The sequence below is a fragment of the Staphylococcus sp. FSL W8-0305 genome (assembly GCF_037966415.1).
In the GTDB taxonomy this organism is placed as follows: domain Bacteria; phylum Bacillota; class Bacilli; order Staphylococcales; family Staphylococcaceae; genus Staphylococcus; species Staphylococcus aureus.
Window position 1 is genome coordinate 567,497 of record NZ_CP150198.1, and the last position, 25,907, is coordinate 593,403.

Below are 25,907 nucleotides of genomic sequence, written 5' to 3' on the forward strand. Positions count from 1 at the left end.
TAATGTATTTCAATACTTTTTAGATAGATTGCGAAATTGTATTGAATCGTCATTGTTTTAAATTTTTAAATGAGAATGGAATGAGCATTACAATACACATGAAATCAAATGTAAATACATTCACAACACAACAGAGACATAACAACAAGATAAGGAGTGAACAATAGCTGTGAATTATCGTGATAAAATTCAAAAGTTTAGTATTCGTAAGTATACCGTTGGAACATTCTCGACGGTCATTGCGACGTTAGTATTTCTAGGATTAAACACATCACAAGCACAAGCTGCTGAGACAAATCAACCAGCTAGTGCATTAAAACAGAAACAACAAAATGGTGATACGCAGACTGAGAATCGAGAAGTAGAAGTTCAAAATTCACAAAATGGTCAATCATTATCTGCGCCTATTGAAAATGAACAACCAAATAATAATCAAACAAACCATGTAGATGCTAGTGCAGTACAATCATCTACAACAGAACATGACCAACCAGTATCTCAAAATGAGCAAGCAAAGAAAGATACGGCAGCTGCTACGCCAACACAATCGGCTAAAGCGGCAAGTAAGCATGAACAAAGCGAAAGTCGCGCTGCTAACAAAAAGGAAAACGACAATAAAGCGACACATGTAGAAAGTCATGAAGCAAATGTAGTCACAGCTTCAGATTCATCAGATAGTGGTAACGTACAACACGATCGTAATGAATTACAAGCATTTTTTGATGCTAATTACCATGATTATCGCTTTATTGACCGCGAAAATGCAGATTCTGGGACATTTAACTATGTAAAAGGCATTTTTGACAAGATCAATACGTTATTAGGTAGTAATGATCCAATAAACAATAAAGACTTGCAACTTGCATACAAAGAATTAGAACAAGCTGTTGCTTTAATTCGTACAATGCCTCAACGTCAACAAACAAGTCGACGCTCAAGTAGAATTCAAACGCGTTCGATTGAATCAAGAGCTGCAGAACCAAGATCAGTATCAGACTATCAAAACGCAAACTCATCATATTACGTTGAAAATGCTAATGATGGTTCTGGGTATCCTGTAGGTACATATATTAATGCTTCTAGTAAGAGGGCACCATATAATTTACCTACTACGCCATGGAATACGTTAAAAGCATCAGACGCAAAAGAAATCGCACTTATTACAGCAAAGCAAACTGGAGACGGTTATCAATGGGTGATTAAGTTTAACAAAGGTCATGCACCACATGAAAATATGATCTACTGGTTTGCACTACCGGCCGGACAAACTCCAGTTGGTCGAACGGAGTTTGTAACAGTGAATGCAGACGGCACAAATGTACAATGGAGTAACGGTGCAGGAGCCGGTGCGAACAAACCACTTCCAGAAATGTGGCCATATGGGGTAAACGACTCACGTTCGTGGGACTACAAAATTAGAAATAGGAGTGGGCAGGTGATTTATGATTGGCCAACTGTCCATATTAATAGCTTAAAGGATTTAGCACGTGCAAGTGACTATTTTAGTGAAGCTGGAGCAACACCTGCTACAAAAGCTTTTGGTAGACAAACATTCGAATATATTAATGGTGAAAGGCCGACAGAATCACCTGGTGTACCAAAAGTTTATACATTTATTGGTAAAGGTGATGCAAGTTATACGATTTCATTTAAAACGCAAGGTCCAACAATTGATAAGCTGTACTATGCAGCAGGTGGGCGTGCTTTAGAATACAATCAATTATTTATGTATAGTCAGTTATATGTCGAATCAACACAAGACTATCAACAACGTCTTAATGGTTTAAGACAAGTGGTTAATCGTACTTATCGTATAGGTACAACTAAACGAGTAGAAGTGAGTCAAGGAAATGTACAAACAAAAAAGGTATTAGAAAGTACGAACCTAAATATAGATGACTTTATGGATGATCCATTAAGTTATGTTAAGACACCAAGTAATAAAGTATTAGGTTTTTATCCAACTAGTGCAAACACTAACGCTTTTAGACCGGGTGGAGTCAATCCATTAAATGAATATCAATTAAGTCAATTATTTACTGATGATAAATTGCAACAGGCAGCTAGAACTGGCAGCCCAATACGATTAATGATTGGTTTCGACTATCCTGATGCTTTTGGTAACGGTGAAACTTTAGTGCCTGTTAACTTAACAGTATTACCTGAAATTCAACATAACATTAAATTCTTTAAAAATGATGACGGTCAAAATATTGCTGATAAACCTGCTTCAAAACAAGCTGGACATCCGGTTTTCTATGTATATGCAGGTAATCAAGGGAATGCTTCAGTAAACTTAGGTGGTAGTGTAACATCTATACAACCGTTACGTATTAATTTAACAAGTAATGAAAACTTTACAGATAAAGATTGGCAAATTACAGGTATTCCACGTACATTACACATTGAGAATTCAACAAATAGAACTAATAATGCTAGAGAACGTAATATTGAACTGGTTGGTAATTTATTACCAGGCGATTACTTTGGAACAATACGATTTGGACGTAAAGAACAATTATTCGAGATTCGTGTTAAGCCACATACGCCTAGAATTACTACAACAGCAGAAGAATTAAGAGGTACAGCATTACAAAAGGTACCTGTAACCGTTACGGATATTCCATTGGATCCATCTGCATTAGTATATTTAGTTATACCTACGTCTCAAACAAGAGATGGTGGTTCTGAGGCAGATCAAATACCATCAGGTTATACAAAAATTGCGACGGGTACACCTGATGGGGTTCATTCAACGATAACGATACGACCAGAAGATTATGTAGTATTTATACCTCCGGTAGGTAATCAAATTAGGGCGTTAATATTTTACAATAATGTAGTTGCCTCAAATATGAGTAATGCAGTAACTATTTTACCTGATGATATTCCACCGACAATTAATAACCCAGTTGGATTAAATGCGAAATATTATCGTGGCGATGAAGTTAGCTTTACTATGGGGGTTTCAGATAGACATTCTGGATTAAAAAGTACAACTATTACGACATTGCCAAGTGGTTGGACATCAAATTTAACTAAATCCGACAAGAAAAACGGCTCATTAGCTATTTCAGGTAGAGTCTCTATGAATCAGGCCTATAATAGTGATATTACATTCAAAGTGTCAGCAACCGACAATGTCAATAATACGACGAATGATAGTCAGTCTAAACATGTGACAGTGCATGTAGGTAAAATTAGTGATGATGCGCATCCAATTGTCTTAGGAAATTCTGAAAAAGTTGTCGTTGTAAATCCGACTGCTTTAACTGGTGATGAAAAGCAACGTATTACTACTGCGTTTATGAATAAAAACCAAAATATAAGAGGTTATTTAGCTTCATCAAATCCAGTTACAGTAGATAATCATGGTAATGTCACATTGCAATATCGTGATGGGTCATCAACTACGCTTGATGCGACAAACGTGATGACATACGAACCAGTTGTTAAGCCTGAATATCAAACTGCTAATGCTGCTAAAACGGCAACGGTTACAATTGCTAAAGGGCAATCTTTTAATATTGGAGATATCAAACAATATTTCACTTTAAGTAATGGACAAGCGATTCCAAGCAGTTCATTTACAAACATTACATCGGATAGAACGATTCCAACTGCGCAAGAAGTTAGTCAAATGAACGCTGGCACACAGCTATATCATATAGTTGCTACAAATGCGTATCATAAAGACACTGAAGATTTCTATATCACTTTGAAAATCATTGATGTGAAACAACCAGAAGGTGATCAACGTGTATATCGTATGTCAACATATGATATAACTACTGATGAAATTTCAAAAGTGAAACAAGCATTTATCAATGCCAATAGAGATGCGATTTCATTTGCAGAAGGAGATATTTCAGTAACAAATACACCGAATGGTTCTAATGCGAGTACCATTACTGTCAATATAAATAAAGGTCGATTAACGAAATCGTTCACATCAAATCTTAATAATATGAACTTCTTACGTTGGGTTAACTTCCCTCAAGATTATACAGTGACATGGACAAACGCAAAAATTGCAAATAGACCGACTGATGGTGGTTTATCATGGTCTGATGATCATAAATCATTAATTTATCGCTATGATGCAACATTAGGTACGCAAATTACGACGAATGATATTTTAACTTTGTTAAAAGCGACAACAACGGTGCCTGGATTACGTAATAACATTGCTGGTAATGAAAAAGCACAAGCAGAAGCTGGTGGTAGACCAAACTATAAAACAACTGGTTATTCACAATCAAATCCAACATCTGATGGTCAACGACAATTTACGTTGAATGGTCAAGTCATTCAAATAATGGATATTATTAATCCTTCAAATGGATTTGGTGGGCAACCTGTTACAAATTCAAATGTCCGTGCGAACCACAGTAACTCGACTGTCGTTAGTGTTAATGAATCAGCAGCTAATGGTGCGGGTGCATTTACAATAGATCATGTAGTAAAAAATAATTCTACGCATAATGCAGCTGATGCAGTTTATAAAGCGCAGTTATACTTATCGCCATATGGACCAAAACAATATGTTGAACATTTAAATCAAAATACGGACAATACGAATGAAGCAATTAACATTTATTTTGTACCTAGTGATCTAGTAAATCCAACGATTTCAGTAGGTAATTACACAAATCATCAAGTATTCTCTGGTGAAACATTTACCAATACGATTACAGCGAATGATAATTTTGGTGTGCAATCTGTAACAGTACCAACGACATCACAATTGACAGGCACTGTTGATAATAATCATCAACATGTTTCAGCAACAGCACCAAATGTGACATCTACTACAAATAAAACAATTAATTTGGTTGCAACTGATACAAGCGGTAATACTGCAACAACGTCATTCAATGTCACAATTAAACCTTTACGTGATAAATATCGAGTTGGAACATCATCAACGGCTGCTAATCCAGTGAGAATTGCCAATATTTCGAATAATGCGACAGTATCGCAAGCTGATCAAACAGCAATTATTAATTCATTAACGTTTACAAGCAATGCACCAAATAGAAACTATGCAACAGCAAGTGCAAATGAAATCACTAGTAAAACAGTGAGTAATGTGAGTCGTACAGGAAATAACGCACAAGTAACTGTAACTGTTACTTATCAAGATGGAACAACATCAACAGTGACAGTACCTGTAAAGCATGTTATTCCAGAAATCGTTGCACATTCGCATTACACTGTACAAGGGCAAGACTTCCCAACAGGTAATGGAGCAAGTGCATCTGATTACTTTAAATTATCGAATGGTAGTGCCATTCCAGATGCGACGATAACATGGGTAAGTGGTCAAGCGCCAAACAAAAATAACACAACTATAGGTCAAGATATCAATGTAACTGCACATATCTTAATTGATGGTGAAACAACCCCAATTACGAAAACAGCAACATATAAAGTGGTAAGAACTGTACCAAAGCAAGTCTTTGAAACAGCCAGAGGTGTCTTATACCCAGGTGTTTCAGATATGTATGATGCGAAACAATATGTTAAGCCAGTAAATAATTCTTGGTCGACAAATGCGCAACATATGAATTTCCAATTTACAAATTCATATGGACCAAGTAAAGATGTAGTAGGTATTTCAACAAGGGATATCCGAGTTACTTATGATAATCACCAAACACAAATTATCAAGATTTTATCTAAAGTTAAGCCTGATCCACCGAGAATTGACGGAAACTCTGTGACATACAAAGCAGGCTTAACTAACCAACAAATCAAGATTAATAATGTTTTAAGTAGTTCTTCTATTAAATTATTTAAAGCAGATAATACACCATTAACAATTACTAACACGACTTATGGTAGTGGAAATACTGCAGTAGTTACTGTAAGTGATGCGTTACCAAATGGTGAAATTAAAGCAAGATCTTCGATTTCAATGAATAATGTAACTTATACGACACAAGACGAACATGGACGAGCTATAGATGTAACAAGAAATGAATCTGTTGATTCAAATGACAGTGCTTCTGTACATGTGACACCTCAATTACAAGCGACTACTGAAGGCGCTGTATTTATTAAAGGTGGCGACGGTTTTGATTTCGGTCATGTAGAACGATTTATTCAAAATCCACCACATGGGGCAACGGTTGCATGGCATGATAATCCAGATACATGGAAGAATACAGTCGGAAACACTCATAAAACTGCGGTTGTAACATTACCAAATGGTCAAGGGACACGTAATGTAGAAGTACCTGTCAAAGTTTATCCAGTTGCTAATGCCAAAGCGCCATCTCGTGATGTTAAAGGTCAAAATTTGACTAATGGAACGGATGCGATAAACTACATTACATTTGATCCAAATACAAACACAAATGGTATCACTGCAGCATGGGCAAATAGACAACAACCAAATAACCAACAAGCAGGCGTTCAACATTTAAATGTCGATGTAACATATCCAGGTATTTCAGCTGCAAAACGTGTACCTGTTACTGTGAATGTATATCAATTTGAATTCCCTCAAACTTCTTATACAACAACAGTTGGTGGCACTTTAGCAAGTGGTACGCAAGCATCAGGATATGCACATATACAAAATGCTACTGGTTTACCAACAGATGGATTTACGTATAAATGGAATAATGCAGCAACAGGTACAAACGATGCAAACTGGGCAGCAATGAATAAACCAAATACTGCACAAGTCATTAATGCAAAATATGATGTCATCTATAATGGACATACATTTGCAACATCTCTACCAGCGAAGTTTGTAGTAAAAGATGTTCAACCAGCGAAACCAACTGTTACAGAAACGGCAGCAGGAGTAATTACGATTGCACCTGGAGCAAACCAAACAGTGAATACACATGCCGGTAACGTAACGACATACGCTGATAAATTAGTTATTAAACGTAATGGTAATGTTGTGACGACATTTACTCGTCATAATAATACGAGTCCATGGGTGAAAGAAGCATCTGCAGCAAATGTAGCAGGTATTGCTGGAACGAATAATGGTATTACTGTTGCAGCTGGTACTTTCAATCCTGCTGATACAATTCAAGCTGTTGCAACACAAGGTAGTGGTGAAACAATCAGTGACGAACAACGTAGTGATGATTTCACAGTTGTCGCACCTCAACCGAACCAAGCGACTACTAAGATTTGGCAAAATGGTCATGTTGATATCACGCCTAATAACCCGTCTGGACATTTAATTAATCCAACTCAAGCAATGGATATTGCTTACACTGAAAAAGTGGGTAATGGTGCAGAACATAGTAAGACACTTAATGCTGTTCGTGGTCAAAATAATCAATGGACAATCGCCAATAAACCTGACTATGTAACGCTAGATGCACATACTGGTAAAGTGACGTTCAATGCCAATACTATTAAGCCAAATTCAGCAATCACCATTACACCGAAAGCAGGTACTGGTCACTCAGCAAGCAGTAATCCAAGTACATTAACTGAACCGGCAGCACATACTGTCAACACAACTGAAATTGTAAAAGATTATGGTTCAAATGTAACAGCAGCTGAAATTAACAATGCAGTTCAAGTTGCTAATAAACGTACTGCAACGATTAAAAATGGCACAGCAATGCCTACTAATTTAGCTGGTGGTAGTACAACGACGATCCCTGTGACAGTAACTTACAATGATAGCAGTACTGAAGAAGTACAAGAGTCCATTTTCACAAAAGCGGATAAACGTGAGTTAATCACAGCTAAAAATCATTTAGATGATCCAGTGAGTACAGATGGTAAAAAGCCAGGTACAATTACGCAGTACAATAATGCAATTCATAATGCGCAACAACAAATCAATACTGCGAAAACAGAAGCGCAACAAGTGATTAATGATGAGCGTGCAACACCACAACAAGTGAACGCAGCATTATCTAAAGTTCAAGCTGCACAAACTAAGATAAATGAAGCTAAAGCATTACTTCAAAATAAAGAAGATAATAGCCAATTAGTAACATCTAAAAATAACTTACAAAGTTCTGTGAACCAAGTACCATCAACTACTGGTATGACGCAACAAAGTATTGATAACTATAATGCGAAGAAACGTGAAGCAGAATCTGAAATTACAGCAGCTCAACGTGTCATTGATAATGGTGACGCAACAGCACAACAAATTTCAGATGAAAAACATCGTGTCGATAACGCATTAACAGCATTAAACCAAGCGAAACAAAATTTAACAGCAGATACACATGAATTAGAGCAAGCAGTACATCAATTGAATCGTACAGGTACAACGACAGGTAAGAAACCAGCAAGTATCACTGCATACAATAATTCGATTCGTGCACTTCAAAGTGACTTAACAAGTGCTAAAAATAGTGCCAACGCTATTATTCAGAAGCCAATTAGATCAGTGCAAGAGGTACAAACAGCATTAACGAATGTAAATCGTGTAAATGACCGATTAACGCTAGCTATTAATCAATTAGTACCTTTAGCTGATAATAGTGCTTTAAGAACTGCTAAAACGAAACTTGATGAAGAAATCAATAAATCAGTAACTACTGATGGTATGACACAATCATCAATCCAAGCATATGAAAATGCTAAACGTGCGGGTCAAACAGAATCAACAAATGCACAAAATGTTATTAACAATGGTGACGCAACAGACCAACAAATTGCCGCAAAAAAAAACTAAAGTAGAAGAAAAATATAATGGCTTAAAACAAGCTATTGCCGGATTAACACCAGACTTGGCACCATTACAAGCTGCGAAAACTCAGTTGCAAAATGATATTGATCAACCAACGAGCACGACAGGTATGACAAGTGCATCAGTTGCTGCATTTAATGACAAACTTTCAGCAGCTAGAACTAAAATTCAAGAAATTGATCGCGTACTAGCATCGCATCCAGATGTTGCAACAATTCGACAAAACGTGACAGCAGCGAATGCTACTAAAACAGCACTTGATCAAGCACGCAATGGCTTAACAGTAGATAAGGCGCCTTTAGAAAATGCGAAAAATCAACTACAACAAAGTATTGATACGCAAACAAGTACAACTGGTATGACGCAAGATTCTATTAATGCATACAATGCGAAGTTAACAGCTGCACGTAATAAGATTCAACAAATCAATCAAGTATTAGCTGGTTCACCTACTGTAGATCAAATTAATACAAATACGTCTGCAGCAAATCAAGCGAAATCTGATTTGGATCATGCGCGTCAAGCTTTAACACCAGATAAAGCACCGCTTCAAACTGCGAAAACGCAATTAGAACAAAGCATTAATCAACCAACGGATACAACAGGTATGACGACCGCTTCGTTAAATGCGTACAACCAAAAATTACAAGCAGCGCGTCAAAAGTTAACTGAAATTAATCAAGTGTTGAATGGCAACCCAACGGTCCAAAATATCAATGATAAAGTGGCAGAGGCAAACCAAGCTAAGGATCAATTAAATACAGCACGTCAAGGTTTAACATTAGATAGACAACCAGCGTTTACAACATTACATGGTGCATCTAACTTAAACCAAGCACAACAAAATAATTTCACGCAACAAATTAATGCTGCACCAAATCATGCTGCACTTGAAACGATCAAGTCTAACATTACAGCTTTAAATAATGCGATGACAAAATTAAAAGACAGTGTTGCGGATAATAATTCGATTAAATCAGGTCAAAATTACACTGACGCAACAACGGCTAATAAACAAGCGTATGACAATGCAGTTAATGCAGCTAAAGGTGTCATTGGAGAAACGACTAATCCAACGATGGATGTTAATACAGTGAACCAAAAAGCAGAAACAGTGAAATCTACAAAAGGCGCTTTAGATGGTCAACAAAACTTACAACGTGCGAAAACAGAAGCAACAAATGCGATTACGCATGCAAGTGATTTAAACCAAACACAAAAGAATGCATTAACACAACAAGTAAATAATGCACAAAATGTACAAGCAGTAAATGATATTAAACAAACGACTCAAAGCTTAAATACTGCTATGACAGGTTTAAAACGTGGCGTTGCTAATCATAACCAAGTCGTACAAAGTGATAATTATGTCAACGCAGATACTAATAAGAAAAATGATTACAACAATGCATACAACCATGCGAATGACATTATTAATGGTAATGCACAACATCCAGTTATAACACCAAGTGATGTTAACAATGCTTTATCAAATGTCACAAGTAAAGAACAGGCATTGAATGGTGAAGCTAAGTTAAATGCTGCGAAGCAAGAAGCGAACACAGCATTAGGTCAATTAAATAACTTGAATAATGCACAACGTCAAAACTTACAATCGCAAATTAATGGTGCGCATCAAATCGAGACAGTTAATACGATTAAGCAAAATGCAACTAACTTAAATAGTGCAATGGGTAACTTAAGACAAGCTGTTGCAGATAAAGAGCAAGTGAAACGTACAGAAGATTATGCGGATGCAGATACAGCTAAACAAAATGCATATAATAGCGCCGTTTCAAGTGCTGAAACAATCATTAATCAAACAACAAATCCAACGATGTCTGTTAATGATGTTAACAGTGCAACTTCAGCTGTTACTACTAATAAAAATGCATTAAATGGTGATGAAAAATTAGCACAATCTAAAACAGATGCTGCAAGTGCAATTGATGCATTACCACATTTAAATAATGCTCAAAAAGCAGATGTTAAATCTAAAATTAATGCTGCATCAAATATTGCTGGTGTAAATACTGTTAAACAACAAGGTACAGATTTAAATACAGCGATGGGTAACTTGCAAGGTGCAATCAATGATGAACAAACGACATTAAATAGTCAAAATTATCAAGATGCGACACCAAGTAAGAAAACAGCATACACAAATGCGGTACAAGCAGCGAAAGATATTTTAAACAAATCAAATGGTCAAAATAAAACGAAGGATCAAGTTACAGAAGCGATGAATCAAGTGAATTCGGCTAAAAATAACTTAGATGGTACGCGTTTATTAGATCAAGCAAAGCAAACAGCGAAACAGCAGTTAAATAATATGACGCATTTAACAACTGCTCAAAAAACGCATTTAACAAATCAAATTAATAGTGGTACTACTGTCGCTGGTGTTCATACGGCTCAATCAAATGCGAATACATTAGATCAAGCGATGAATACGTTAAGACAAAGTATTGCCAACAAAGATGCGACTAAAGCAAGTGAAGATTACGTAGATGCTAATAATGATAAGCAAACAGCATATAACAACGCAGTAGCTGCTGCCGAAACGATTATTAATGCGAATAGTAATCCAGAAATGAATCCAAGTACGATTACACAAAAAGCAGAGCAAGTGAATAGTTCTAAAACGGCACTTAACGGTGATGAAAACTTAGCTACGGCAAAACTAAATGCAAAAACATACTTAAACACATTGACAAGTATTACTGATGCTCAAAAGAACAATTTGATTAGTCAAATTAGTAGTGCGACAAGAGTGAGTAGTCTTGATACTGTAAAACAAAATGCGCAACATCTAGACCAAGCTATGGCTAGCTTGCAAAATGGTATTAACAACGAATCTCAAGTGAAATCATCTGAGAAATATCGTGATGCTGACACAAATAAACAACAAGAGTATGATAATGCTATTACTGCAGCTAAAGCGATTTTAAATAAACAACATGGTCCAAACACTGCGCAAAATGCAGTTGAAGCAGCATTGCAACGTGTGAAAACTGCGAAAAATGCATTGAATGGTGATGCCAAATTAATTGCAGCTCAAAACGCAGCGAAACAACATCTAGGTACTTTAACGCATATCACTACAACACAACGCAATGATTTAACAAATCAAATTTCACAAGCTACAAACTTAGCTGGTGTTGAATCTGTTAAGCAAAGTGCGAATAGTTTAGATGGTGCTATGGGTAACTTACAAACGGCTATCAACGATAAGTCAGGAACATTAGCGAGCCAAAACTTCCTAGATGCTGATGAGCAAAAACGTAATGCTTACAATCAAGCTGTATCAAATGCCGAAACAATTTTAAATAAACAAACTGGACCGAATACAGCGAAAACTGCAGTCGAACAAGCACTTAATAATGTTAATAGTGCGAAACATGCATTAAATGGTGACGCGCGATTAAATCAAGCGAAGAACACAGCTAAACAACAATTAGCGACAATGTCACATTTAACTGATGCTCAAAAAGCAAACTTAACATCGCAAATCGAACGCGGTACGACTGTTGCAGGTGTTCAAGGTATTCAAGCTAATGCCGGTACTTTAAATGAAGCAATGAATCAATTGAGACAAAGCATTGCTTCTAAAGATGCGACTAAAGCGAGCGAAGATTATCATGATGCGAATACAGATTTACAAAATGCATACAATGATGCGGTAACTAATGCTGAAGGTATTATTAGTGCAACGAATAACCCTGAAATGAATCCAGATACGATTAATCAAAAAGCGAGCCAAGTGAACAGTGCGAAGTCTGCATTGAACGGTGATGAAAAATTAGCAGCAGCAAAACAAACTGCGAAATCAGACATCGGTCGTTTAACAGACTTGAACAATGCACAACGAACTGCGGCAAATGCTGAAGTGGATCAAGCACCAAATCTTGCAGCTGTCACAGCGGCTAAAAATAAAGCAACATCGTTAAATACAGCGATGGGTAATTTGAAACATGCACTTGCTGAAAAGGATAATACGAAACGTAGTGTCAATTACACAGATGCGGATCAACCTAAACAACAAGCGTATGATACTGCGGTTACACAAGCAGAAGCAATTACTAATGCTAATGGCAGCAACGCGAATGAAACACAAGTTCAAGCAGCGCTTAACCAATTGAATCAAGCTAAAAATGACTTGAATGGTGATAATAAAGTTGCTCAAGCTAAAGAAACTGCGAAACGTGCATTAGCTTCATATAGTAACTTGAATAATGCGCAATCAACTGCAGCAACTAGTCAAATTGACAATGCAACGACAGTAGCAGGCGTAACTGCTGCACAAAATACTGCTAATGAGTTAAATACAGCAATGGGTCAACTTCAAAATGGTATTAATGACCAAAACACTGTTAAACAACAAGTGAACTTTACAGATGCTGACCAAGGTAAGAAAGATGCTTACACAAATGCTGTTACGAATGCTCAAGGTATTTTAGATAAAGCACACGGTCAAAATATGACGAAAGCACAAGTTGAAGCTGCATTAAATCAAGTAACGACTGCTAAGAATGCTTTAAACGGTGACGCAAATGTAAGACAAGCAAAATCAGATGCGAAAGCAAACTTAGGCACATTAACACACTTAAATAATGCACAAAAACAAGATTTAACATCACAAATCGAAGGCGCAACAACAGTCAACGGTGTAAATGGTGTTAAAACGAAAGCACAAGACTTAGATGGTGCAATGCAACGATTACAATCAGCAATCGCAAATAAAGATCAAACTAAAGCGAGCGAAAATTACATCGACGCAGATCCAACTAACAAAACAGCATTTGATAATGCCATCACACAAGCAGAATCATACTTAAATAAAGATCACGGTGCGAATAAAGATAAGCAAGCTGTTGAACAAGCAATTCAAAGTGTAACGTCTACTGAAAATGCTTTGAACGGTGACGCAAACTTACAACGTGCTAAAACTGAAGCTACGCAAGCTATCGATAACTTGACACATTTGAATACACCACAAAAAACAGCATTAAAACAACAAGTGAATGCTGCGCAACGTGTATCAGGTGTAACTGATCTGAAAAATAGTGCTACATCACTTAATAATGCGATGGATCAATTAAAACAAGCAATTGCTGATCATGACACAATTGTAGCTGGTGGTAATTACACTAACGCGAGTCCTGATAAGCAAGGTGCTTATACTGATGCATATAATGCTGCGAAAAACATTGTAAATGGTTCACCTAATGTGATTACAAATGCAGCAGATGTTACAGCAGCAACACAACGTGTCAATAATGCTGAAACAGGTTTAAACGGTGATACAAACTTAGCAACTGCGAAGCAACAGGCTAAAGATGCATTACGTCAAATGACACATTTATCTGATGCACAAAAACAAAGTATTACTGTTCAAATTGATAATGCGACACAAGTAACTGGCGTTCAAAGTGTGAAAGACAACGCGACAAATCTTGATAATGCAATGAATCAACTTCGAAATAGTATTGCGAATAAAGATGAAGTAAAAGCGAGTCAACCATATGTTGATGCAGATAGAGATAAACAAAATGCATACAACACAGCTGTTACAAGTGCTGAAAATATCATTAATGCAACGAGTCAGCCGACACTTGATCCATCTGCAGTAACACAAGCAGCTAATCAAGTGAACACTAACAAAACTGCGCTTAATGGTGCACAAAACTTAGCAAATAAAAAGCAAGAAACAACTGCCAACATCAACCAATTAAGTCATTTAAATAATGCTCAAAAGCAAGATTTAAATACGCAAGTGACAAATGCACCAAATATTAGCACAGTAAGTCAAGTGAAAACTAAAGCTGAACAATTAGATCAAGCAATGGAACGTTTAATCAACGGAATCCAAGACAAAGATCAAGTGAAACAAAGTGTTAACTTTACAGATGCAGATCCAGAAAAACAAACAGCATACAACAATGCGGTAACTGCTGCTGAAAATATTATTAATCAAGCAAATGGTACAAATGCGAACCAATCACAGGTTGAAGCAGCACTTTCAACTGTAACAACTACTAAACAAGCATTGAATGGTGATAGAAAAGTAACAGATGCTAAAAACAATGCAAACCAAACATTATCTACGTTAGATAACTTAAACAATGCACAAAAAGGTGCTGTTACTGGAAACATCAATCAAGCGCACACTGTTGCTGAAGTAACGCAAGCCATTCAAACAGCTCAGGAACTAAATACAGCGATGGGTAACTTGAAAAATAGCTTGAATGATAAAGACACTACACTTGGCAGTCAAAACTTTGCAGATGCAGATCCAGAGAAGAAAAATGCATACAATGAAGCGGTTCGTAATGCTGAAAATATTTTAAATAAATCTACAGGTACAAACGTGTCTAAAGATCAAGTTGAAGCAGCTATGAATCAAGTGAATACTACAAAAGCAGCGCTTAATGGTACTCAAAACCTTGAAAAAGCTAAACAACACGCAAATACAGCGATTGACGGTTTAAGCCATTTAACAAATGCACAAAAAGAGGCATTAAAACAATTGGTACAACAATCGACTACTGTTGCAGAAGCACAAGGTAATGAACAAAAAGCAAACAATGTTGATGCAGCAATGGACAAATTACGTCAAAGTATTGCAGATAATGCGACAACAAAACAAAACCAAAATTATACTGATTCAAGTCCGAATAAAAAGGATGCGTACAATAATGCTGTCACAACTGCACAAGGTATTATTGATCAAACGACAAGTCCAACTTTAGATCCGACTGTTATCAATCAAGCTGCTGGACAAGTAAGCACAACTAAAAATGCATTAAATGGTAATGAAAACCTAGAGGCAGCGAAACAACAAGCGACACAATCATTAGGTTCATTAGACAACTTAAATTATGCGCAAAAACAAGCAGTTACTGATCAAATTAATGGCGCGCATACTGTTGATGAAGCAAATCAAATTAAACAAAATGCGCAAAACTTAAATACAGCGATGGGTAACTTGAAACAAGCGATTGCTGACAAAGATGCTACGAAAGCAACAGTAAACTTCACTGATGCAGATCAAGCAAAACAACAAGCATATAACACTGCTGTTACAAATGCTGAAAACATCATTTCAAAAGCTAATGGTGGCAATGCAACACAAACTGAAGTTGAACAAGCAATCCAACAAGTTAATGCTGCAAAACAAGCATTAAATGGTAATGCCAACGTTCAACATGCGAAAGACGAAGCAACAGCATTAATTAATAGCTCTAATGACCTTAACCAAGCACAAAAAGACGCATTAAAACAGCAAGTTCAAAATGCAACTACTGTAGCTGGTGTAAACAATGTTAAACAAACAGCGCAAGAGTTAAACAATGCAATGACACAATTAAAACAAGGCATTGCAGATAAAGAACAAACAAAAGCTGATGGTAACTTTGTCAATGCAGATCCTGACAAACAAAATGCATATAAACAAGCAGTAGCAAAAGCTGAAGCATTAATTAGCGGCACACCTGATGTTGTCGTTACACCTAGCGAAATTACTGCAGCGTTAAATAAAGTTACACAAGCTAAAAATGATTTAAATGGTAATACGAACTTAGCAACAACGAAACAAAATGTTCAACATGCTATTGATCAATTGCCAAACTTGAATCAAGCGCAACGTGATGAATACAGCAAACAAATTACGCAAGTAACACTTGTACCAAACGTCAATGCTATTCAACAAGCGGCAACTACGCTTAATGATGCGATGACACAATTGAAACAAGGTATTGCGAATAAAGCACAAATTAAAGGTAGCGAGAACTATCACGATGCTGATACTGACAAGCAAACAGCATATGATAATGCAGTAACAAAAGCAGAAGAATTGTTAAAACAAACAACAAATCCAACAATGGATCCAAATACAATTCAACAAGCATTAACTAAAGTGAATGATACAAATCAAGCACTTAACGGTAATCAAAAATTAGCTGATGCTAAACAAGCTGCTAAGACAAATCTTGGCACATTAGATCATTTAAATGATGCGCAAAAACAAGCGTTAACAACACAAGTTGAACAAGCACCAGATATTGCAACAGTTAATAATGTTAAGCAAAATGCTCAAAATCTGAATAATGCTATGACTAACTTAAGTAATGCATTACAAGATAAAACTGAGACATTAAATAGCATTAACTTTACTGATGCAGATCAAGCTAAGAAAGATGCTTATACTAATGCGGTTGCACATGCAGAAGGTATTTTATCTAAAGCAAATGGCAGCAATGCAAGTCAAACCGAAGTGGAACAAGCGATGCAACGCGTGAACGAAGCGAAACAAGCATTGAATGGTAATGACAATGTACAACGTGCAAAAGATGCAGCGAAACAAGTGATTACAAATGCGAATGATTTAAATCAAGCGCAAAAAGATGCGTTAAAACAACAAGTCGATGCTGCGCAAACTGTTGCAAATGTAAACACGATTAAGCAAACAGCACAAGATTTAAATCAAGCAATGACACAATTGAAACAAGGTATTGCAGATAAAGACCAAACTAAAGCAAATGGTAACTTTGTCAATGCTGATACTGATAAGCAAAATGCATACAACAATGCGGTAGCACATGCTGAACAAATCATTAGTGGTACACCAAATGCAAACGTGGATCCACAACAAGTGGCTCAAGCGTTACAACAAGTGACTCAAGCTAAGGGTGATTTAAACGGTAACCATAACTTACAAGTTGCTAAAGACAATGCGAATACTGCCATTGATCAGTTACCAAACTTAAATCAAACACAAAAAACAGCATTAAAAGACCAAGTGTCACATGCAGAACTTGTTACAGGTGTTAATGCTATTAAGCAAAATGCTGATGCATTAAATAATGCAATGGGTACGTTGAAACAACAAATTCAAGCAAACAGTCAAGTACCACAATCAGTTGACTTTACACAAGCGGATCAAGACAAACAACAAGCATATAACAATGCAGCTAACCAAGCGCAACAAATTGCAAATGGCACACCAACACCTGTATTGACGCCTGACGCAGTAACACAAGCAGTTACTACAATGAATCAAGCGAAAGATGCATTAAACGGTGATGAAAAATTAGCGCAAGCGAAACAAGATGCAATAGCAAATCTAGATACGTTGCGTGACTTAAATCAACCACAACGTGATGCGTTACGTAATCAAATCAATCAAGCACAAGCGTTAGCTACAGTTGAACAAACTAAACAAAATGCACAAAATGTTAATACAGCAATGAGTAACTTGAAACAAGGTATTGCAAATAAAGATACCGTCAAAGCAAGTGAAAACTATCACGATGCTGATGCCGATAAGCAAACAGCATATACAAATGCAGTGTCTCAAGCGGAAGGTATTATCAATCAAACGACAAATCCAATGCTTAACCCAGATGATATTACTCGTGCATTAACTCAAGTGACTGATGCTAAAAATGGCTTAAACGGTGAAGCTAAATTGGCAACTGAAAAGCAAAATGCTAAAGATGCTGTCAATGCAATGACGCATTTGAACGATGCTCAAAAACAAGCATTAAAAGGACAAATCGATCAATCGCCTGAAATTGCTATAGTGAACCAAGTTAAACAAACAGCAACGAGCCTAGATCATGCAATGGATCAATTATCACAAGCTATTAATGATAAAGCTCAAACATTAGCGGACGGTAATTACTTAAATGCAGATCCTGACAAACAAAATGCGTATAAACAGGCAGTAGCAAAAGCTGAAGCATTATTGAATAAACAAAGTGGTACTAATGAAGTACAAGCACAAGTTGAAAGCATCACTAATGAAGTGAACGCAGCGAAACAAGCATTAAATGGTAATGATAATTTAGCGAATGCTAAGCAACAAGCGAAACAACAACTGGCGAATCTAACACACTTAAATGATGCACAAAAACAATCATTTGAAAGTCAAATTACACAAGCGCCACTTGTTACAGATGTCACTACAATTAATCAAAAAGCACAAGCGTTAGATCATGCGATGGAATTATTAAGAAATAGTGTTGCGGATAATCAAGCGACATTAGCGTCTGAAGATTATCATGATGCAACTGCGCAAAGACAAAATGACTATAACCAAGCAGTAACAGCTACTAATAATATCATTAACCAAACAACATCACCTACAATGAATCCAGATGAAGTTAATCGTGCAACGACACAAGTGAATAACACGAAAGTTGCATTAGATGGTGATGAAAACCTTGTAGCAGCTAAGCAACAAGCGAACAATAGACTTGATCAATTAGATCATTTAAATAATGCGCAAAAGCAACAGTTACAATCACAAATTACGCAATCATCTGATATTGCTGCAGTTAATGGTCACAAACAAACAGCAGAATCTTTAAATACAGCAATGGGTAACTTAATTAATGCGATTGCAGATCATCAAACCGTTGAACAACTTGGTAACTTCGTCAATGCTGATACTGATAAACAAACTGCTTATACTACAGCGGTAAATGAAGCAGAAGCCATGATTAACAAACAAACTGGTCAAAATGCGAACCAAACAGAAGTAGAACAAGCTATTACTAAAGTTCAAACAACACTTCAAGCGTTAAATGGAGATCATAATTTACAAGTTGCTAAAGCAAATGCGACGCAAGCAATTGATGCTTTAACAAGCTTAAATGATCCTCAAAAAACAGCATTAAAAGACCAAGTTACTGCTGCAACTTTAGTAACTGCAGTTCATCAAATTGAACAAAATGCGAATACGCTTAACCAAGCAATGCATGGCTTAAGAGAAAGTATTCAAGATAACGCAGCAACTAAAGCAAATAGCAAATATATCAACGAAGATCAATCAGAACAACAAAACTACGATCAAGCAGTGCAAGCCGCAAATAATATTATCAATGAACAAACAGCAACATTAGATAATAATGCAATTAATCAAGCAGCGACAACTGTGAATACAACGAAAGCAGCATTACATGGTGATGTGAAATTACAAAATGATAAAGATCATGCGAAACAAACAGTTAGTCAATTAACACATTTAAACAATGCTCAAAAACATATGGAAGATACGTTGATTGATAGTGAAACAACTAGAACAGCCGTTAACCATGATTTGACTGAAGCACAAGCATTAGATCAACTTATGGATGCATTACAACAAAGTATTGCTGACAAAGATGCAACACGTGCGAGCAGTGCATATGTCAATGCAGAACCGAATAAAAAACAATCATATGATGAAGCAGTTCAAAATGCTGAGTCTATCATTGCGGGATTAAATAATCCGACTATCAATAAAGGTAATGTAACAAGTGCGACACAAGCTGTAACATCATCTAAAAATGCATTAGACGGTGTTGAACGATTAGCGCAAGATAAGCAAACTGCTGGAAATTCTCTAAATCATTTAGACCAATTAACACCAGCACAACAACAAGCACTAGAAAATCAAATTAATAATGCAACAACTCGTGATAAAGTGGCTGAAATTATTGCACAAGCGCAAGCATTAAATGAAGCGATGAAAGCATTAAAAGAAAGTATTAAAGATCAACCACAAACTGAAGCAAGTAGTAAATTTATTAATGAAGATCAAGCACAAAAAGATGCTTATACGCAAGCTGTACAACACGCGAAAGATTTGATTAACAAAACAACTGATCCTACATTAGCTAAATCAATCATTGATCAAGCGACACAGGCAGTGACTGATGCTAAAAACAATTTACATGGTGATCAAAAACTAGATCAAGATAAGCAACGTGCAACAGAAACGTTAAATAACTTGTCTAACTTGAATACACCACAACGTCAAGCACTTGAAAATCAAATCAATAATGCAGCAACTCGTGGCGAAGTAGCACAAAAATTAACTGAAGCAGAAGCACTTAACCAAGCAATGGAAGCTTTACGTAATAGCATTCAAGATCAACAGCAAACGGAAGCGGGTAGCAAGTTTATCAATGAAGATAAACCACAAAAAGATGCTTACCAAGCAGCAGTTCAAAATGCAAAAGATTTAATTAATCAAACTAACAATCCAACGCTTGATAAAGCACAAGTTGAACAATTGACACAAGCTGTTAACCAAGCTAAAGATAACCTACACGGTGATCAAAAACTTGCAGACGATAAACAACATGCGGTTACTGATTTAAATCAATTAAATGGTTTGAATAATCCGCAACGTCAAGCACTTGAAAGCCAAATAAACAACGCAGCAACTCGTGATGAAGTAGCGCAAAAATTAGCTGAAGCAAAAGCGCTTGATCAAGCAATGCAAGCATTACGTAATAGTATTCAAGATCAACAACAAACAGAATCTGGTAGCAAGTTTATCAATGAAGATAAACCGCAAAAAGATGCTTACCAAGCAGCAGTTCAAAATGCAAAAGATTTAATTAACCAAACAGGTAATCCAACACTCGACAAATCACAAGTAGAACAATTGACACAAGCAGTAACAACTGCAAAAGATAACCTACATGGTGATCAAAAACTTGCTCGTGATCAACTACAAGCAGTAACAACTGTAAATGCATTGCCAAACTTAAATCATGCACAACAACAAGCATTAACTGATGCTATAAATGCAGCGCCTACAAGAACAGAGGTTGCACAACATGTTCAAACTGCTACTGAACTTGATCACGCGATGGAAACATTGAAAAATAAAGTTGATCAAGTGAATACAGATAAGGCTCAACCAAATTACACTGAAGCGTCAACTGATAAAAAAGAAGCAGTAGATCAAGCGTTACAAGCTGCAGAAAGCATTACAGATCCAACTAATGGTTCAAATGCGAATAAAGACGCTGTAGACCAAGCATTAACTAAGCTTCAAGAAAAAGTGAATGAGTTAAATGGTAATGAGAGAGTCGCTGAAGCTAAAACACAAGCGAAACAAACTATTGACCAATTAACACATTTAAATGCTGATCAAATTGCAACTGCTAAACAAAATATTGATCAAGCGACGAAACTTCAACCAATCGCTGAATTAGTAGATCAAGCAACGCAATTGAACCAATCAATGGATCAATTACAACAAGCAGTTAATGAACATGCTAACGTTGAGCAAACTGTAGATTACACACAAGCAGATTTAGATAAGCAAAATGCTTATAAACAAGCTATTGCTGATGCCGAAAATGTATTGAAACAAAATGCGAATAAGCAACAAGTGGATCAAGCACTTCAAAATATTTTAAATGCAAAACAAGCATTAAATGGTGATGAACGTGTAGCACTTGCTAAAACAAATGGTAAACATGATATAGAGCAATTGAATGCATTAAACAATGCTCAACAAGATGGATTTAAAGGTCGCATCGATCAATCAAACGATTTAAATCAAATCCAACAAATTGTAGATGAGGCTAAGGCACTTAATCGTGTAATGGATCAATTGTCACAAGGAATCACTGGCAATGAAGGACGCACGAAAGGTAGCACGAACTATGTCAATGCAGATACACAAGTTAAACAAGTGTATGATGAAGCGGTTGATAAAGCGAAACAAGCACTTGATAAATCGACAGGTCAAAACTTAACTGCAGAACAAGTTATCAAATTAAATGATGCAGTCACTGCAGCAAAGAAAGCATTAAATGGTGAAGAAAAACTTAATAATCGTAAGTCTGAAGCATTACAAAGATTGGATCAATTAACACATCTAAACAATGCTCAAAGACAATTAGCAATCCAACAAATTAATAATGCTGAAACGCTAAATAAAGCATCTCGAGCAATTAATAGAGCAACTAAATTAGATAATGCAATGGGTGCAGTACAACAATATATTGACGAACAGCACCTTGGTGTTATCAGCAGCACAAATTACATCAATGCAGATGATAATTTGAAAGCAAATTATGATAATGCAATTGCGAATGCAGCACATGAGTTAGATAAAGTGCAAGGTAATGCAATTGCAAAAGCTGAAGCAGAGCAATTGAAACAAAATATTATTGATGCTCAAAATGCATTAAATGGAGACCAAAACCTTGCAAATGCCAAAGATAAAGCAAATGCGTTTGTTAATTCGTTAAATGGATTAAATCAACAGCAACAACATCTTGCACATAATGCAATTAACAATGCCGATACTGTATCAGATGTAACAGATATTGTTAATAATCAAATTGACTTAAATGATGCAATGGAAACATTGAAACATTTAGTTGACAATGAAATTCCAAATGCAGAGCAAACTGTCAATTACCAAAACGCTGAAGATAATGCTAAAACAAACTTCGATGATGCTAAACGTCTAGCAAATACATTGCTAAATAGTGATAACACAAATGTGAATGATATTAACGGCGCAATTCAAACAGTCAATGATGCAATCCAAAATCTTAATGGTGATCAACGACTACAAGATGCTAAAGACAAGGCAATTCAATCTATTAATCAAGCTTTAGCTAATAAGCTAAAAGAAATCGAAGCTTCAAATGCGACGGATCAAGACAAGCTTATTGCGAAAAATAAAGCAGAAGAATTGGCAAACAGCATCATCAACAACATTAATAAAGCAACAAGTAATCAGGATGTATCTCAAGTTCAAGCATTAATTGACGAAATTGATCGAAATCCAATTCTAACAGATAAGGAAAAACAAGCGCTTAAAGATCGAATTAACCAAATACTTCAACAAGGTCATAACGACATTAACAATGCGATGACTAAAGAAGAAATTGAACAAGCCAAAGCACAACTTGGACAAGCGTTACAAGACATTAAAGATTTAGTGAAAGCTAAAGAAAGCGCGAAACAAGATATTGATAAGCAAGTTCAAGCATTAATTGACGAAATTGATCGAAATCCAATTCTAACAGATAAGGAAAAACAAGCGCTTAAAGATCGAATAAATCAAATCCTGCAACAAGGTCATAACGGCATTAACAATGCGATGACTAAAGAAGAAATTGAACAAGCCAAAGCACAACTTGGACAAGCGTTACAAGACATTAAAGATTTAGTGAAAGCTAAAGAAAGCGCGAAACAAGATATTGATAAGCAAGTTCAAGCATTAATTGACGAAATTGATCGAAATCCAAATCTAACAGATAAGGAAAAACAAGCGCTTAAAGATCGAATAAATCAAATCTTGCAACAAGGTCATAACGGCATTAACAATGCGATGACTAAAGAAGAAATTGAGCATGCCAAAGCGCAGCTTGCACAAGCATTACAAGACATTAAAGATTTAGTGAAAGCTAAAGAAGATGCGAAAAATGCAATTAAAGCATTAGCAAATGCGAAGCGTGATCAAATCAATTCAAACCCTGATTTAACACTTGAACAAAAAGCAAAAGCGCTCAAAGAAATTGACGAAGCTGAAAAACGAGCACTAGAAAACATTGAAAATGCTCAAACTAAAGATCAATTAAATCAAGGATTAAATTTAGGATTAGATGATATTAGAAATACACATGTATGGGAAGTTGATGCACAACCTGCTGTAAATGAAATTTTTGACGCAACTCCTGAACAAATCCTTGTAAATGGCGAACTCATTGTCCATCGTGATGACATCATTACAGAACAAGATATTCTTGCACACATCAACTTAATTGATCAACTTACAGCGGAAATTATTGATACACCGTCAACTGCAACAATTTCTGATAGTTTAACAGCAAAAGTTGAAGTAACATTGCTTGATGGATCAAAAGTGATTGTTAATGTTCCTGTGAAAGTAGTAGAAAAAGAATTGACAGTAGTTAAACAGCAGGCGATTGAATCAATTGAAAATGCGGCACAACAAAAGATTAATGAAATCAATAATCACGCAACATTAACACCTGAACAAAAAGAAGCTGCGATTGCGGAAGTTAATAAGCTTAAACAACAAGCTATTGAGCAAATTAACAACGCAGCAGATGTTCATACGGTGGAAGAAGTTCAACACCAAGAACAGGCGCATATTGAACAATTCAATCCAGATCAATTTACAATTGACCAAGCCAAATCAAATGCCATTAAATCAATTTCTGATGCTATCCAACATATGATTGATGAAATTAATGCTAGTAAGGATTTAACTGATAAAGAGAAGCAAGAAGCTATATCTAAATTAAATCAGTTAAAAGATCAATCAATTCAGGCGATTCAACGTGCGCAAAGCATCGATGAAATTGCGCAACAATTAGAGCAATTTAAAGCGCAACTAAAAGCGGCCAATCCATTTGCTAAAGAATTGGAAAACCGTAAAAAAGCTGCGATTTCAAAAATTAAAGATATTTCTACAGATAAAATTGATCGCATTAGAAATAGCACAATTGGAACTGCTGAAGAAAGACAAGCAGCAATGAATCGAATTAACGAAATTGTGCTTGAAACAATCAAAGATATTAATAATGCGCAAACGCCACAACAAGTTGAGGCTGCATTGAATAATGGTATCGCACGAATTTTAGCAGTACAAATTGTAACATCAGATCATAGCAAACCTTCATCAAATTCAGATGGTCAATCTAATAGTCATTTACACGTTGGTTATGGCACTGTAAATCATCCATTCAATAGTTCGCCTATTGGACATAAGAAGAAATTGGATCAAGATGATGAAATCGATCCACTTCATATGCGTCATTTCGGTGACCGAATTGGTAATGTTATCAAAAACGCACTTGGCGTTGTTGGTATTTCTGGATTACTTGCTAGCTTCTGGTTCTTCATTGCGAAACGTCGTCGTAAAGAGGATGAAGAGGAAGAATTGGAAATTAGAGATAATAGCAAAGACAAGAAGAAAGGTTCAATAGAAGGTACTAAACATTTACCACTTTTATTTGCGAAACGTCGTAGAAAAGAAGATGAAGAAGATGCTATTGTTGAAGAAAAAGATTCGCTAAACAATGACGAGTCACTCGATAAAGTTAAACATACGCCGTTCTTCTTACCTAAACGTCGCAGAAAAGAAGATGAAGAAGATGTGGAAGTTACAAATGAAAACACAGATGAAAAAGTGTTGCAAGATAACGAACATTCACCGGTCTTAATCGCAAAACGACTCAAAGATAAAGATGGAAATGTTGAAACAACAACTAGTATTGAATCTAAAGATGAAGACGTTCCTTTATTATTGGCTAAAAAGAAAAATCAAAAAGATAACCAATCCAAAGGGAAAAAGTCGGCATCAAAAAAACCTTCTAAAAAGGTAGCAGCTAAAAAGAAGAAAAAGAAATCTAAAAAAAATAAAAAATAATTTGTTTCTTCGATA

Annotated in this window: 1 pseudogene; it reads left to right on the forward strand. The window is 36.1% G+C overall.

Annotated elements, in window-relative coordinates:
- The first annotated feature begins 169 nt into the window (after positions 1-169).
- Positions 170-25,892, forward strand: a pseudogene (gene ebh / locus NST10_RS02995) (hyperosmolarity resistance protein Ebh).
- Positions 25,893-25,907 lie beyond the last annotated feature (15 nt).